11 protein-coding genes are annotated in these 14,532 nt (G+C 56.2%); 9 read left to right on the top strand and 2 right to left on the bottom strand.

The window, feature by feature from the left end:
- Positions 1-40 precede the first annotated feature (40 nt).
- From dnaB to KCR01S_RS14205, 5 genes are all read left to right on the top strand, one after another.
- Positions 41-1,456 carry a replicative DNA helicase gene (gene dnaB / locus KCR01S_RS14225; protein ID WP_052281837.1) on the top strand — a complete coding sequence of 472 codons (1,416 nt, stop codon included), beginning with the start codon at positions 41-43 and terminating at the stop codon, positions 1,454-1,456.
- A 47-nt stretch (positions 1,457-1,503) separates the two neighbouring features.
- Positions 1,504-2,583, top strand: a complete 1,080-nt coding sequence (gene alr, locus KCR01S_RS14220) for an alanine racemase (RefSeq protein ID WP_061283360.1) — start codon at positions 1,504-1,506, stop codon at positions 2,581-2,583.
- Between the two features lie 129 nt (positions 2,584-2,712).
- On the top strand, positions 2,713-3,906 hold the full coding sequence (tyrB, locus tag KCR01S_RS14215; RefSeq protein ID WP_061283359.1) for an aromatic amino acid transaminase: 1,194 nt from the start codon (positions 2,713-2,715) through the stop codon (positions 3,904-3,906).
- Positions 3,907-4,103: 197 nt separating this feature from the next.
- Positions 4,104-4,817 carry an acid phosphatase AphA gene (aphA, locus tag KCR01S_RS14210; protein WP_061283358.1) on the top strand — a complete coding sequence of 238 codons (714 nt, stop codon included), beginning with the start codon at positions 4,104-4,106 and terminating at the stop codon, positions 4,815-4,817.
- A 131-nt stretch (positions 4,818-4,948) separates the two neighbouring features.
- The gene (locus tag KCR01S_RS14205) at positions 4,949-5,302 is read left to right on the top strand and encodes an MmcQ/YjbR family DNA-binding protein (RefSeq protein WP_061283357.1); all 354 of its coding nucleotides are present in this window, start codon (positions 4,949-4,951) and stop codon (positions 5,300-5,302) included.
- On the opposite strand, the gene uvrA is transcribed toward KCR01S_RS14205, so the two are convergent.
- The gene (gene uvrA / locus KCR01S_RS14200; RefSeq protein WP_061283356.1) at positions 5,303-8,128 is read right to left on the bottom strand and encodes an excinuclease ABC subunit UvrA; all 2,826 of its coding nucleotides are present in this window, start codon (positions 8,126-8,128) and stop codon (positions 5,303-5,305) included. It lies immediately after the preceding gene.
- A 252-nt stretch (positions 8,129-8,380) separates the two neighbouring features.
- Here uvrA and ssb1 point away from each other — a divergent pair, with 252 nt between their 5' ends.
- The 4 genes from ssb1 to KCR01S_RS14180 all read left to right on the top strand — a co-directional run bounded on the left by ssb1 (position 8,381) and on the right by KCR01S_RS14180 (position 12,835).
- Positions 8,381-8,911 (top strand): single-stranded DNA-binding protein SSB1, encoded by a 531-nt coding sequence (gene ssb1 / locus KCR01S_RS14195; RefSeq protein ID WP_061283355.1) that lies wholly within the window; start codon positions 8,381-8,383, stop codon positions 8,909-8,911.
- A gap of 242 nt (positions 8,912-9,153) precedes the next feature.
- On the top strand, positions 9,154-10,761 hold the full coding sequence (locus KCR01S_RS14190; RefSeq protein ID WP_244886212.1) for a gamma-glutamyltransferase family protein: 1,608 nt from the start codon (positions 9,154-9,156) through the stop codon (positions 10,759-10,761).
- A gap of 47 nt (positions 10,762-10,808) precedes the next feature.
- On the top strand, positions 10,809-12,113 hold the full coding sequence (gene oxlT, locus KCR01S_RS14185; protein ID WP_174522458.1) for an oxalate/formate MFS antiporter: 1,305 nt from the start codon (positions 10,809-10,811) through the stop codon (positions 12,111-12,113).
- Positions 12,114-12,127: 14 nt separating this feature from the next.
- The gene (locus tag KCR01S_RS14180) at positions 12,128-12,835 is read left to right on the top strand and encodes a GntR family transcriptional regulator (protein ID WP_072277153.1); all 708 of its coding nucleotides are present in this window, start codon (positions 12,128-12,130) and stop codon (positions 12,833-12,835) included.
- A 78-nt stretch (positions 12,836-12,913) separates the two neighbouring features.
- On the opposite strand, the gene KCR01S_RS14175 is transcribed toward KCR01S_RS14180, so the two are convergent.
- A complete protein-coding gene (locus tag KCR01S_RS14175; protein ID WP_061283354.1) occupies positions 12,914-14,422 on the bottom strand; it encodes an MltF family protein in 1,509 nt (502 codons plus the stop codon).
- Positions 14,423-14,532: the final 110 nt, after the last annotated feature.

Here is a 14,532-nt window from a genome sequence, read left to right as displayed (position 1 = left end):
ATCTTTCGACCCACTCTTTATCTCGGTAATACCATTCACTATGGCAGCAAATAAACCCTTCAACAAACCTCAAACCGAAGCTCGCGAACGCGATTTTCAGGTGGCAGGTCTGAAAGTACCGCCGCACTCGATTGAAGCGGAACAATCGGTGTTGGGCGGTTTAATGTTGGATAACGAGCGCTGGGACGATGTCGCTGAGCGCGTCGTCGCCGACGATTTCTACACGCGCCCGCACCGTCACATCTTCACGGAGATGGGCCGACTGCAGGAAGGCGGTAGCCCGATTGACCTGATCACGCTCGCGGAATCGCTGGAGCGGCAGGGCCAACTGGACAGCGTCGGTGGTTTTGCCTATCTGGCTGAGTTATCCAAAAATACGCCAAGTGCGGCAAACATTAGTGCTTATGCCGACATCGTCCGCGAACGTGCGGTTGTGCGCGAAATGATTGCGGTCGCGAACGAAATCGCCGAAGCCGGCTTCGACCCGCAGGGGCGCACCAGCGAAGACCTGCTGGATCTGGCTGAGTCCCGCGTCTTTAAAATTGCCGAAAGTCGTGCCAACAAAGATGAAGGCCCGAGAAACATCACCGAGGTGCTCGACGCCACGGTGGCGCGTATTGAGCAGCTATTCCAGCAGCCGCACGACGGCGTCACTGGTGTGAATACCGGCTACGATGACCTCAATAAAAAGACCGCAGGCTTACAGCCGTCGGATTTGATTATCGTCGCGGCGCGTCCGTCGATGGGTAAAACGACATTTGCGATGAACCTCGTCGAAAACGCGGCGATGTTGCAGGACAAACCGGTACTGATCTTCAGTCTTGAGATGCCATCAGAGCAGATTATGATGCGTTCCCTGGCATCGCTTTCTCGCGTTGACCAGACCCGTATTCGTACCGGCCAGCTCGATGATGAGGATTGGGCGCGTATCTCCGGCACCATGGGGATCCTGCTGGAAAAACGTAATATCTACATTGATGACTCCTCCGGCCTGACGCCGACGGAAGTGCGCTCGCGCGCGCGTCGTATTGCCCGCGAGCACGGCGGTATTGGTCTTATTATGATCGACTACCTGCAGCTGATGCGTGTGCCGTCGCTTTCCGATAACCGTACGCTGGAAATTGCGGAAATTTCCCGCTCTCTGAAGGCGTTAGCCAAAGAATTACATGTGCCGGTGGTCGCGCTGTCGCAGCTTAACCGTTCCCTGGAACAACGTGCGGATAAACGCCCGGTCAACTCCGACCTGCGTGAATCCGGCTCCATCGAGCAGGATGCCGACTTAATTATGTTCATCTATCGTGATGAGGTTTATCACGAAAACAGTGACTTAAAAGGCATTGCCGAGATTATTATTGGTAAACAGCGTAACGGCCCAATCGGTACGGTACGTCTGACCTTTAACGGTCAGTGGTCGCGTTTCGATAACTACGCCGGTCCGCAGTACGACGACGAATAACAACACTGAATCAGGTCATTCAAGCAAACACTTATCAAGGAACACAAATGCAAGCGGCAACTGTAGTCATTAACCGCCGCGCTCTGCGACACAACCTGCAACGTCTGCGTGAACTGGCACCTGCCAGCAAGCTGGTTGCGGTGGTGAAAGCGAACGCATACGGACACGGTCTCCTCGAGACCGCGCGAACGCTCCCCGACGCCGATGCTTTTGGCGTTGCCCGCCTTGAAGAGGCCCTGCGCCTGCGCGACGGCGGTATTACCCAGCCGATCCTGCTGCTGGAAGGGTTCTTTAACGCCACGGATCTGCCGACCATCTCGACGCAGCAGTTGCATACCGCTGTGCATAACATTGAGCAGCTTGAAGCGCTGGAAACCGCCGAAATAGATGAGCCGGTCACCGTGTGGATGAAGCTCGATACCGGTATGCACCGCCTGGGCGTTCGCCCGGAAGAAGCGGAAGCCTTTTATCAGCGCCTGAGCCAGTGCAAAAATGTTCGCCAGCCGGTCAATATCGTCAGCCACTTTGCCCGCGCCGATGAGCCGGACTGCGGGGCGACGGAACGCCAACTGGACATCTTCAATACCTTTACCGCCGGCAAGCCGGGGCTGCGCTCCATTGCTGCTTCCGGCGGCATTCTGCTGTGGCCACAATCGCATTTCGATTGGGCGCGCCCGGGCATTATTCTCTACGGCGTATCGCCGCTGGAGCAAAAGCCGTGGGGGCCGGATTTTGGCATGCAGCCGGTGATGTCGCTGACTTCCAGCCTGATTGCGGTACGCGAGCATAAAGCCGGTGAAGCGGTAGGCTACGGCGGTACGTGGATCAGCGAGCGTGACACCCGCCTGGGCGTGGTGGCGATGGGCTACGGCGATGGTTATCCTCGCGCCGCGCCATCCGGAACGCCGGTACTGGTGAACGGCCGTGAAGTCCCGATTGTTGGCCGCGTGGCGATGGATATGATTTGCGTCGATTTAGGGCCTGAAGCGGAAGATAAAACCGGTGATACGGTGATCATGTGGGGCCAGGGGCTGCCGGTTGAACGCATCGCTGAAATTACAAAAGTAAGTGCTTACGAACTTATTACGCGGCTGACGTCGCGCGTGGCGATGAAGTATATTGATTAAGCGTTAACGCCACACCGCCTGGCGTCGTTATGCGATGCCGGGCAAAACCCGCAACTACCTCTCGACCTTCCGCAGCATCCGGTTTATTGTGTTATTTCCTGCCTTTCTGTAAACCTGGAGAACCATCGCGTGTTTCAAAAAGTTGACGCCTATGCGGGCGACCCCATTCTTTCGTTAATGGAACGCTTCAAAGAAGATCCGCGCAGCGACAAAGTTAACCTCAGTATCGGGCTGTACTACAACGAAGACGGCATCATTCCACAGCTGCAGGCGGTGGCGAAAGCCGAAGCGCGTCTGAACGCGCAGCCGCACGGCGCCTCTTTGTATCTGCCGATGGAAGGGCTTAACAGCTACCGTCACACCGTGGCGCCGCTGCTGTTTGGCGCGGACAACCCGGTTCTCCAGCAACAGCGCGTGGCGACAATTCAAACCCTCGGTGGCTCCGGTGCACTGAAGGTTGGTGCGGATTTCCTCAAGCGCTACTTCCCCGATTCCGGCGTGTGGGTCAGCGACCCGACGTGGGAAAACCATATCGCGATTTTTGAAGGCGCGGGCTTTACCGTTGGCACCTACCCGTGGTTCGACAGCGAAACCAACGGCGTGCGCGTGGACGCGCTGCTGGAAAAACTCAACACGCTGCCAGCACGCAGCATCGTGCTGCTGCATCCGTGCTGCCATAACCCGACCGGCGCCGATCTCACGCCTGCGCAGTGGGACGCAGTGGTTGAGGTGCTGAAGGCCCGTGAACTGATCCCATTCCTCGATATCGCTTACCAAGGTTTTGGCGCGGGGATGGATGAGGACGCCTACGCTATTCGCGCGATTGCCGCCGCCGGGCTGCCTGCGCTGGTCAGCAACTCCTTCTCTAAGATTTTCTCCCTGTACGGCGAGCGCGTCGGCGGCCTGTCGATTATCTGTGAAGATAATGAAACCGCGCTGCGCGTGCTGGGTCAGTTGAAAGCAACCGTCCGTCGTAACTACTCCAGCCCACCGAACTTCGGGGCGCAGGTGGTGGCAGCGGTGCTGGGCGACGCTGAGCTTAAAGCTAACTGGCTGGCGGAAGTGGAAGGGATGCGTACACGTATTCTGGAAATGCGCCAGGCGCTGGTCAACGTGCTGAAAGAAGAGATGCCGAACGGCAACTTCGACTATCTGCTCAAGCAGCGTGGGATGTTTAGCTACACCGGCCTGAGTGCGCAACAGGTTGACCGACTGCGCGATGAGTTCGGTGTTTACCTGATTGCCAGCGGCCGCATGTGCGTGGCAGGGCTCAACAGCCGAAACGTACAGCGGGTTGCCAAAGCCTTTGCTGCGGTAATGTAAGTATGTGCTCACTCTGGCTCTAAGCTTTGCGCCGAGCCAGAGTGTTTTCCACTAATTAAAGTGTGATCCCCCTACTTTTTTCAGGATTATTCTTAGAAAAACCTTCCTTTCATCGACCCCAGACGGTAAGGTCGCAGTGCTTTATTGGCAGTCCACTCACTTTAAAACAATAACGAATCGACGAATTAAGGGAAAACATGCGCAAGATTACGCAAGCTCTCAGTGCCGTCTGCTTGTTATTTGCACTGAATGCTTCGGTGACGGCTCATGCGTCGTCGCCTTCGCCACTCTATCCAGGGACCGATATTGCGAAACTTGCTGAGCAAGCGCCTATCCATTGGGTCTCTGTGGCACAGATTGAAAATAGTCTGCTTGGTCATCCGCCGATGGCCGTCGGTTTTGATATCGATGATACCGTGTTGTTCTCCAGCCCTGGCTTTTGGCGCGGACAAAGAACCTATTCACCGGACAGCGAGGACTACCTGAAGAACCCTGATTTTTGGGAAAAAATGAACAACGGTTGGGATGCTTTTAGCATTCCCAAAGAAGTTGCGCGATCGCTGATTGCGATGCACGTGAAGCGCGGCGACAGCATCTACTTTGTCACCGGACGCAGCCCGACCAAAACCGAAACCGTCTCCAAAACGCTGCAGGATGATTTCCTGATCCCCGCTACGAGCATGAATCCGGTGATTTTTGCCGGTGATCATCCGGGACAAAACAGCAAAACGCAGTGGCTGAAAGAGAAAAATGTTCGGGTGTTCTACGGTGATTCCGACAACGACATCACCGCTGCGCGTGAAGTCGGAGCCAGAGGGATCCGCGTGCTGCGCGCCTCAAACTCAACCTATCGCCCATTGCCACAGGCCGGCGCCTTCAATGAAGAAGTGATCGTTAACTCCGAGTATTGAACGTCCCACCAAAAAAACGATGCTTTTTTAGGCGAAATAATGCGCTGGAAGGTTTAACCTTTCGGCGTCTTGTTGCACACTGAAGGTGATGATTTTTTGCACAGGTGGCAGTAATACAAAGGAGTATGACGATGACCAGTTCGGATCTTCTGCTGTACTGCATGGCTAAGCGTGGCGCGGAGCAAAGCGTCCACAGCGATTGGAAGGCAACTCAGATTAAAGTGGCCGATGTGCTTTTCGCGATGGTTAAAGATGTGGAAGACCGCCCGGCGGTGTCACTGAAAACCAGCCCCGAACTGGCAGAACTGCTGCGTGAACAGCATAAAGATGTGCGCCCCAGCCGCCATCTCAATAAAGCGCACTGGAGTACGGTGTATCTCGACGGCTCACTGCCAAACTCACAGATTTACTACCTGGTCGATGCATCCTATCAGTTGGCGGTCGAGCTGCTGCCGGAAGCGCTCCGGCAGCAGATGTACTCGTAATTACGACAGCAGCGGCTTCAGGAAGCGCGCGGTGTGCGAAGCTTCGCAGTTAGCCACCGTTTCCGGGGTGCCGGAAACGAGGATTTCACCGCCGCCGCTACCGCCCTCTGGGCCGAGATCGACAATCCAGTCGGCCGTCTTAATGACGTCCAGGTTATGCTCAATCACCACGATGGTATTGCCCTGATCCCTAAGCTGATGCAGCACTTCTAACAGCTGCTGGATATCGGCAAAGTGCAGACCGGTGGTAGGTTCATCCAGAATGTACAGCGTCTGGCCGGTACCGCGTTTTGACAGCTCGCGCGCCAGCTTCACGCGCTGGGCTTCACCGCCGGACAGCGTGGTAGCCGATTGACCAAGACGGATGTAGGTCAGGCCCACGTCCATCAGGGTTTGCAGCTTACGCGCCAGCGCCGGTACGGCATCGAAGAATTCGCGTGCCTCTTCGATGGTCATATCCAGCACTTCGTGGATAGTCTTGCCTTTGTACTTAATTTCTAGCGTTTCGCGGTTATAGCGTTTGCCTTTGCACTGGTCGCACGGCACGTAGATATCCGGCAGGAAGTGCATTTCAACTTTGATAACGCCATCGCCCTGACAGGCTTCACAGCGCCCACCGCGGACGTTAAAGCTAAAGCGTCCCGGCGTGTAGCCGCGCGAACGTGACTCAGGCACGCCGGCAAACAGCTCGCGCACCGGCGTAAAGACGCCGGTGTAGGTCGCTGGGTTAGAGCGTGGCGTACGGCCGATTGGGCTCTGGTCGATATCGATAACTTTATCGAAATGTTCCAGTCCCTGAACGTCACGATACGGTGCCGGTTCGGCAATGGTTGCGCCATTCAACTGCGTCTGCGCAATAGGGAACAGCGTGTCGTTAATCAGCGTCGATTTACCCGAGCCGGAAACGCCGGTGATGCAGGTAAACAGGCCGACTGGCAGCGTAAGGGTCACGTCTTTGAGGTTGTTACCCGATGCGCCGGTCAGTTTAAGCACTTTTTCCGGATCGGCCGGAACGCGGTTTTTCGGCACTTCAATTTTGCGTTTGCCGCTCATGAACTGCCCGGTTAACGACTCTGGCACCGCCATGATGTCATCCAGCGTCCCTTCGGCAACCACCTGGCCGCCGTGCACGCCTGCACCAGGGCCAATGTCGATAACGTGGTCCGCGGCGCGAATAGCGTCTTCATCGTGTTCGACCACAATCACCGTGTTACCGAGGTTACGCAGGTGAACCAGCGTTCCCAGCAGACGTTCGTTATCGCGCTGGTGCAGGCCGATTGACGGCTCATCCAGCACGTACATGACGCCCACCAGGCCTGCCCCGATTTGGCTGGCCAGGCGAATACGCTGTGCTTCACCACCGGACAGCGTCTCAGCGGAACGCGAAAGGGTCAGGTAGTTCAGGCCGACGTTCACGAGGAACTTGAGGCGATCGCCAATCTCTTTCAGGACCTTTTCAGCAATTTTTGCCCGTTGACCGGCCAGCTTCAGGTTGGTGAAGAAGTCCAGCGCGTGACCGATGCTCATGTCGGAAATGGTGGGCAGCGGCGTATTTTCAACGTACACGTGGCGGGCTTCGCGACGCAGGCGCGTACCGTCACAGCTGGTGCAAGAGCGGTTGCTGATGAATTTCGCCAGCTCTTCGCGGACCGCGCTCGATTCCGTCTCTTTATAGCGGCGCTCCATATTATGCAGCACGCCTTCGAACGGATGGCGGCGCACGGAGGTATCGCCACGGTCGTTGATGTATTTGAATTCAATCGACTCTTTGCCTGAACCGTACAGAATCGCCTTCTGTGCGACAGCGCCCAGGCTGTCCCACGGCGCTTCGATATCAAACTGGTAGTGCTCCGCCAGTGATTTCAGCATCTGGAAATAATAGAAGTTGCGGCGATCCCAGCCGCGAATCGCACCGCCGGCGAGCGACAGCTCTGGATTCTGGATAACACGGTCGGGGTCGAAATACTGCTGTACGCCCAGGCCGTCACAGGTTGGGCAGGCGCCGGCCGGGTTGTTGAATGAAAACAGGCGTGGTTCGAGTTCACGCATGCTGTAGCCGCAGATTGGGCAGGCGAAGTTGGCGGAGAACAGCAGCTCTTCCGCTTTTGGATCGTCCATGTCGGAGACCACCGCCGTACCGCCGGAGAGCTCCAGCGCGGTTTCAAACGATTCCGCCAGGCGTTGAGCTAAATCATCGCGCACTTTGAAACGGTCGATAACCACTTCAATGGTGTGTTTCTTCTGCAGTTCGAGCTTCGGTGGATCGGACAGATCGCAAACTTCGCCGTCAATACGCGCGCGGATATAGCCCTGGCTTGCCAGGTTTTCCAGCGTTTTGGTGTGCTCGCCCTTACGCTCTTTGATGATCGGAGCCAGCAGCATCAGACGCTTGCCCTCCGGCTGCGACAGCACGTTATCGACCATCTGGCTGACGGTTTGCGCCGCCAGCGGCACGTCGTGATCCGGACAGCGCGGCTCACCGACGCGAGCGTACAGCAGACGCAAATAGTCGTGAATTTCGGTGATGGTACCGACGGTAGAACGCGGGTTGTGTGAGGTCGACTTCTGCTCAATGGAGATAGCCGGCGACAGCCCTTCAATATGATCGACGTCCGGCTTTTCCATCAGCGACAGGAACTGACGCGCATAGGCAGAAAGCGATTCTACGTAGCGACGCTGCCCCTCGGCGTAGAGGGTGTCGAAAGCCAATGAGGATTTACCAGACCCAGACAGCCCGGTCACGACAATCAGTTTGTCGCGAGGGATGACGAGGTTGATGTTTTTGAGATTATGGGTGCGGGCGCCCCGAACTTCGATCTTATCCATTCACCTTTCCCGGTAGAAGATACACGGATTGCCTGGTTTGTTAGAAGGACAAACGGCAGAAACGGCTAATTATGACACAACTTAACCTGAATGAATATACAGTATTGGAATGCGGATTAGGCCGGACGATGAAAAATTGTATGGCAACAAGATGTTTAGTGGAATCTCTATCGCGGCTATTAAAATACGGTCTGGAAATGATACACTGGCGCGTTTACACTTAATCAAGATACATTTTCAGGAGAGACAAACATGGCCAGCAGAGGCGTAAACAAGGTGATTCTCGTCGGTAACCTGGGCCAGGACCCGGAAGTACGCTACATGCCAAATGGTGGTGCAGTTGCCAACATTACGCTGGCTACTTCCGAATCCTGGCGTGACAAAGCGACCGGTGAAATGAAAGAGCAGACCGAATGGCACCGCGTTGTGCTGTTTGGCAAGCTGGCGGAAGTTGCGGGTGAATACCTGCGTAAAGGTTCTCAGGTCTACATCGAAGGCCAACTGCGTACCCGTAAATGGACCGATCAGTCCGGCGCAGAAAAATACACCACTGAAGTGGTGGTTAACGTCGGCGGTACCATGCAGATGCTTGGTGGCCGTCAGGGCGGCGGCGCAGCACCAGCAGGTGGCGGCCAGCAGCAGCAGGGCGGTTGGGGTCAGCCTCAGCAGCCGCAGGGCGGCAACCAGTTCAGCGGCGGCGCACAGTCCCGTCCGCAGCAGCAGTCCGCTCCGGCACCGTCTAACGAACCGCCAATGGACTTCGACGACGACATCCCATTCTAAGAATAGCGCTTTGCTAACGTAGAATATGAAACCCTGCTTCGGCAGGGTTTTTTGTTTATCCCATCTGCTGAAATACGCACCATGAACCCACATTGGCACCGTTTCGGTGCGCGCATTGCCCGCTCAAAAAAGTCACCCAAAGTGGCTCTTCATCGTAACATTCAGATAAATAAAGAAAATGATAACTGGCACGGTTTGTGCCTACATTGATGTATACACTCATGTAGGCAAGGTGACCGGCAATGACTCAGTACCAATCAGCAAAATGTATGCAGGGGATGGCCGTGGCGCCGCACTCGCTGGCTGCGGAAAGCGCGGTGGCGGTGCTGCGCGAAGGCGGCAACGCGGTTGAAGCGATGGTGGCAGCGGCTGCCACCATCGCCGTGGTCTACCCGCACATGAATGGCATTGGCGGCGACGGTTTTTGGTTGATTTCTACACCGGGACACGAGCCGGTGGCGATTCAGGCCTGCGGGTTTGCGGCACAAAAAGCGAGCCTCGATTTTTACCGCCAGGCAGGCTATCAACACATTCCCGTGCGCGGGCCGCTGGCAGCCAACACCGTGGCTGGGACGGTATCCGGTTGGGAACAGGCGCTGGCGTGGGCTGAACAAAATACGGCGAATAGCCCCCTTCCTTTGCCTCGGCTGTTAAAAGATGCCATCCACTACGCGCGTCAAGGCGTACCGGTTTCGCCTGGTCTGCATCAGCAAATCAGCTCGCGGCTGGCGCAACTGCATCAGCATCCCGGCTTTTGTGGCCTGTTTGCGCCATCAGGCAAAGCGTTAGATGTGAATGAGCTGTTGTTGCAACCTGCGCTGGCAAACACGCTTGAGCGATTAGCGACCCACGGATTAGCGGATTTCTACCACGGTGAAACCGCACGGTTGATGAGTGCTGAACTGGAGGCCGCAGGCAGCCTGCTGCGTTTTACTGACTTTGACCGTTTTCGTGCCTCACAGGTGAAACCGCTGGCGCTGCAAACCGATGTGGGAACGGTCTATAACCTGCCGCCGCCGTCGCAGGGACTGGTGTCATTGCTCATCACCGGTATTCTTGAACAGCAGCGTAAAAAGGGCGTGATAACTGACGAGGCCGACTTTATTCATCAGTGCGTGGAGGCCACCAAGCTGGCCTTCAACCTGCGCGATCGTCATATCACCGATCCGGCGCATATGACGCTCGATCCGCAGTCTTTACTGACCGCCGACAGTATTCGCGAACTGAGTGCGCAAATCGCCGTCGACCGCGCGCTACCATGGGGTAAAGGACGCGGTCCGGCCGATACCATTTGGATGGGCGTTATCGATGGTTCGGGGACAGCCGTTAGCTTTATTCAGAGTATCTATCACGAATTTGGCAGCGCGGTGATCCTGCCGGACAGCGGCGTTATCTGGCAAAACCGTGGCAGCAGTTTTTCGCTGGATCCCAACGCGACCAACCCCCTGCAGCCGGGGCGACTCCCGTTTCATACCCTCAACCCTGCGCTGGCGCGGCTCGCCGACGGCAGCGTGCTGGTTTACGGCAGCATGGGCGGCGATGGCCAGCCGCAAACGCTGGCAGCGGTCTTCGACCGTATTGTCTACCAGAAAATGACGCCTCAGGCGGCCATCACCGCCCCGCGCTGGCTCCTCGGCCGCACCTGGGGTGAAAGCAGCGACACTCTTAAGATTGAAAGCCGTCATAGAGCGGCGACTACCGACACCCTCAAACAGTACGGCCATGACGTCGAGATCTACCCCCCTTATGACGACCTCATGGGGCATGCCGGAGCTATTCTCCGGCATCGCAACGGCATGCTGGAAGGCGGCAGCGACCCACGCAGCGACGGCGGTGTAGCCCGCTGGTAACCCCAGCATTTTCCAAAAGAAACATTGCAGGAATGATGAGGTGCGCGATGCGCACCCGCTTTCTGGCGACCTTTTTTCGTCTATTGGAGCGTAATATGACCGTTCTTAGAGAACCTTTGGTAGCGCCAAAATTTGGCAAATGGACGCAGCTTATCCTCGGCCTTATCTGCATGGCATCCATCTCCAGCCCGCAGTATGTCTGGACATTGTTAACCAAACCGCTGACCGAAAAGCTGGGCGTAGGATTACCCGAGTTGCAGGTGACGTTCTCGCTGCTGATTATTTTGCAGACCTTCTTTTCACCGTTTCAGGGGCGTCTGGTAGAGCGCTTTGGCCCGCGTCTGCTGATCTCTATCGGTACCGTGATGGCCGGGTTGAGCTGGGTGCTTTCCGCGCATATTAACGGCCTGATGGCGCTGTATCTGGTGTATGGCTGTATTGGCGGGCTGGGCACCGGGATTGTCTATATCGGCGTGGTGGGGCTGATGGTGAAATGGTTCCCGCAAAACCGCGGTTTTGCCGCCGGCGCCGTGGCGGCAGGGTACGGAATGGGGGCGATTTTAACCACTTTCCCTATCGCGATTTCGCTGGGCAGCTATGGCCTTGAGCAGACGATGACGGTGTTCGGTTTGATTTTTGCCGCCGTCGGCCTGCTGGCAAGTCAGGGGTTAAGCCTGCCGCCGAGCATGGCGGCGATGCCGGTCAGCCGCAAAGTTGCGCAAAGCACTCGCCAGTTCAATTCGCGGGAGATGCTGCGCCAGCCGCTGTTCTGGCTGATGTTTGCGATGATGGCGATGATGTCGACTTCCGGGTTGATGGTGACGTCACAAATGGCGGTATTTGCTGAAGACTTTGGCATCAGTAAGGCCGTGGTATTCGGTATGGCGGCGCTGCCGCTGGCGCTGACCATCGATCGTTTTACCAACGGCTTAACGCGCCCGCTGTTTGGTTTTATCTCCGACCGCTACGGCCGGGAGAAAACCATGTTTATCGCCTTTGCGCTGGAAGGCTGCGCGATGACGCTGTGGTTGGCCTGCCGCGAAGATCCGCTGCTGTTTGTGCTGCTCTCCGGCGTGGTGTTTTTCGGCTGGGGTGAAATTTTCTCCCTGTTCCCATCGACGTTAACCGATACTTTTGGCAGCGAACATGCCGCCTCTAACTACGGCTGGCTGTATATCTCACAGGGCATTGGCTCCATTTTTGGTGGGCCACTGGCGGCGCTGCTGTATCAACACACGCAGGGTTGGCACGTGGTCTTTGGCTGTGCGATAGCCCTTGATTTCATCACTGCCGGGCTGGCACTGTGTGTATTAAAACCCTGGCGTGCGCGGTTTATCCGCCAGCATAGCTAATTGCGGAGTATTCCATGACGGCAATGACATCTGAACCCACGCCGCTGCTTGCACACTCGGAGCGAGTCTACCTGCAGCTGCGGCAGGAAATTTACCAGTTCGTTCTCCTGCCCGGCGACCGCTTTACCGAGGTGGACATTGCCCGTCGCCTGGGGTGCTCCCGCACGCCGGTGCGTGAAGCGCTGCTGCTGCTGCAAAATGAAGGGCTGGTACGGCGCTGCTTGCGTAACGGATGGGAGGTCTTCCCGATCGATTTTGACGTATACGAGGATCTCTATGAGACGCGTGCGCTGATCGAGATGAATTCGGTCAGAAGCCTGTGCAGCTCGCCATCACCGAAGGTCAACCGGGATGTGCTGGCGAGCCTTAGGGCTATTTGGTTGGTTGCGCCGGAAGCCCAGCTTCTGGAGTGCGATAATATCGCCTCTTTAGATGAGCAGTTTCACATTGCTCTGACCGAGGCGGCGGGTAACCGGGAATTGGCTTCGATCCTGACCAACATTACCAACCGCATCCGCATCATGCGTCGGCTCGACTTCGAATACGAAACGCGAATTACGCAAACCTACAAGGAACATGCGGAACTACTGGATGCGATTGAACAACGGGATGAGGAACGGGCCGTGGCGCTGATCTCCGCGCACATCAAGGATGCCTACAAAGGTGCCAGCACCATTACCCTGCGCCGTTTGCAGGGCGTTCGCGCGCAGCACATACGTTAATCGCGGCAAGGTAGCCGTTTTGCTGCCATCCGGTAGAGTTGAAAATACCGGATGCGCAGCGCTTATCAGGATAGTCGGTCAGGCACTTTTATCGGCCGCCGGGAGAATCGGCGGTTTGCCCGTCGCCGCTCGCTTACGATTCATTTCGTCGAGGATCAGTCGATAAGCGATGTAATATTTATAGATATTACTGACGTAGGTGACCGTTTCGGCGCCAATCTTTTCGGCGGCGAGATTCTCCACGTTGCCAAACCAGATGTTGGGATCAAAGCCGCGTTTTTGGGTTTCAGCCCGAAGACGAGCGATACGTGCGGGGCCGGCGTTATAGGAGGCGAACGAGAACAAGGCTTTGTCCAACTGGGTCATCGGTTGGTCGCCGTAGTAACGGTCGATCATCCAGCGCATATATTTCACCCCGGCGTGAATGTTGGGATCGAGCTGCTTGATATCGCCAACCTTCAGCTCTTTACCGGTTTTTGGCATGACCTGCATCACGCCGATCGCACCGACGTGGCTGCGCACCGACTGATCGAGCCTCGACTCCTGGTAGCCCTGGGCGGCCATCAGCAGCCAGTCGACGTCGTAACGATCGCCGTATTTCCTGAATACCTCGACCATTTTCAAAAACTTGCGCCGCTCTTTTTCGGCGGCGGCATTTTTGACGTATTTAGCACTTTTCAGATAACGCAGCAGCAGCGTGTTACCCAGCGTGCTGCCCTGGCGATGGTCTTTCACAAAGTGATTCAGCTCGGCCAGCAGCAGCGGGTTATCTTTGCGTACGGCCCAGGCGATGCTGCCGTCATCGCGCAGTACCACATCCTCATGCACCGTAATTTTCGGGAAGACCTGTTTCCAGAATAGCGCTTTGTGGCGATCGACCACGGTCAACGGAATGAGCCCGGCGTTAAGCATCTCCAGCAGATCCTCATCCTCCAGTGCTTCAGGCGCGGGTTTGATCATCACCGGAGGCCGTTTCTCTTTAGTCAACCGTGCGTTCAGCGCCAGCAGACTTTCGTAATAGCTCGATGAGAGGCGCACAAATACCGTTTTTCCGGCGAGATCGTCGACACTTTTCACCGTGGGTGAACCGGGTCCGGAGATCAGCAGTTCCTGAATCCCACTGTAGAGCGGGTCGGTGAAGGCGACCTCTTTTTGACGTGCGGATGTGATGGTCAGGTTGGCCGCGGCGATATCCCCTTTACCCTCATTCAGAGCGGTAAACAGCGTATCCCGAGTGACCGGCACAAAGATAATGCGCACTTTGAGATGCCGCTGTTTGAGCTTTTTATCTTTGGCTAATTGCGCGTTCAGGCTGCGCTCATAGGCCGCAAAAATATCGTGAGTTGCCCCGCGCTGTTGGCCTTTGTTGATGAAAAAGAACGTCTTGCTGTAGGTTGTTAAGACTCGAATCACCCGCCTGTCGAGCATACCTGGAAGATCGCCTGTCCAGGGTTGCATGATGGTCTCGGTATTCACCTCTAAGGTGTCGGAGGCCACTTTTTTTTCCTGGGCAGCGTAGGCAGGAAAGGCCAGCAGCAGGGCGCTAAGACAGGGGATAATGAAACGATGAAAAGGGATGGCGTTCATGGTGCGGCACTCCGCAGGGCGCATCCCTTAATTTTAGTCGAGCGGCACTAAAAAGCCTGGCGTTGTCAGGGCTTTTTCTCGCGGGATTCAGACAATAAAAAACCCCGATA

It is taken from the genome of Kluyvera cryocrescens NBRC 102467, assembly GCF_001571285.1.
GTDB lineage: Bacteria > Pseudomonadota > Gammaproteobacteria > Enterobacterales > Enterobacteriaceae > Kluyvera > Kluyvera cryocrescens.
The sequence above is the reverse complement of the archived record's forward strand: the minus strand, read 5'-3'. Positions and strand labels throughout refer to the sequence as shown.

Coding starts and splice junctions, on each gene's coding strand:
- aphA (WP_061283358.1), top strand. CDS start 4,104: ATGCGCAAGATTACGCAAGCTCTCAGTGCCGTCTGCTTGTTATTTGCA.
- oxlT (WP_174522458.1), top strand. CDS start 10,809: ATGCGCACCCGCTTTCTGGCGACCTTTTTTCGTCTATTGGAGCGTAAT.
- alr (WP_061283360.1), top strand. CDS start 1,504: ATGCAAGCGGCAACTGTAGTCATTAACCGCCGCGCTCTGCGACACAAC.
- KCR01S_RS14175 (WP_061283354.1), bottom strand. CDS start 14,422: ATGAACGCCATCCCTTTTCATCGTTTCATTATCCCCTGTCTTAGCGCC.
- ssb1 (WP_061283355.1), top strand. CDS start 8,381: ATGGCCAGCAGAGGCGTAAACAAGGTGATTCTCGTCGGTAACCTGGGC.
- dnaB (WP_052281837.1), top strand. CDS start 41: ATGGCAGCAAATAAACCCTTCAACAAACCTCAAACCGAAGCTCGCGAA.
- KCR01S_RS14190 (WP_244886212.1), top strand. CDS start 9,154: ATGACTCAGTACCAATCAGCAAAATGTATGCAGGGGATGGCCGTGGCG.
- KCR01S_RS14180 (WP_072277153.1), top strand. CDS start 12,128: ATGACGGCAATGACATCTGAACCCACGCCGCTGCTTGCACACTCGGAG.
- KCR01S_RS14205 (WP_061283357.1), top strand. CDS start 4,949: ATGACCAGTTCGGATCTTCTGCTGTACTGCATGGCTAAGCGTGGCGCG.
- uvrA (WP_061283356.1), bottom strand. CDS start 8,128: ATGGATAAGATCGAAGTTCGGGGCGCCCGCACCCATAATCTCAAAAAC.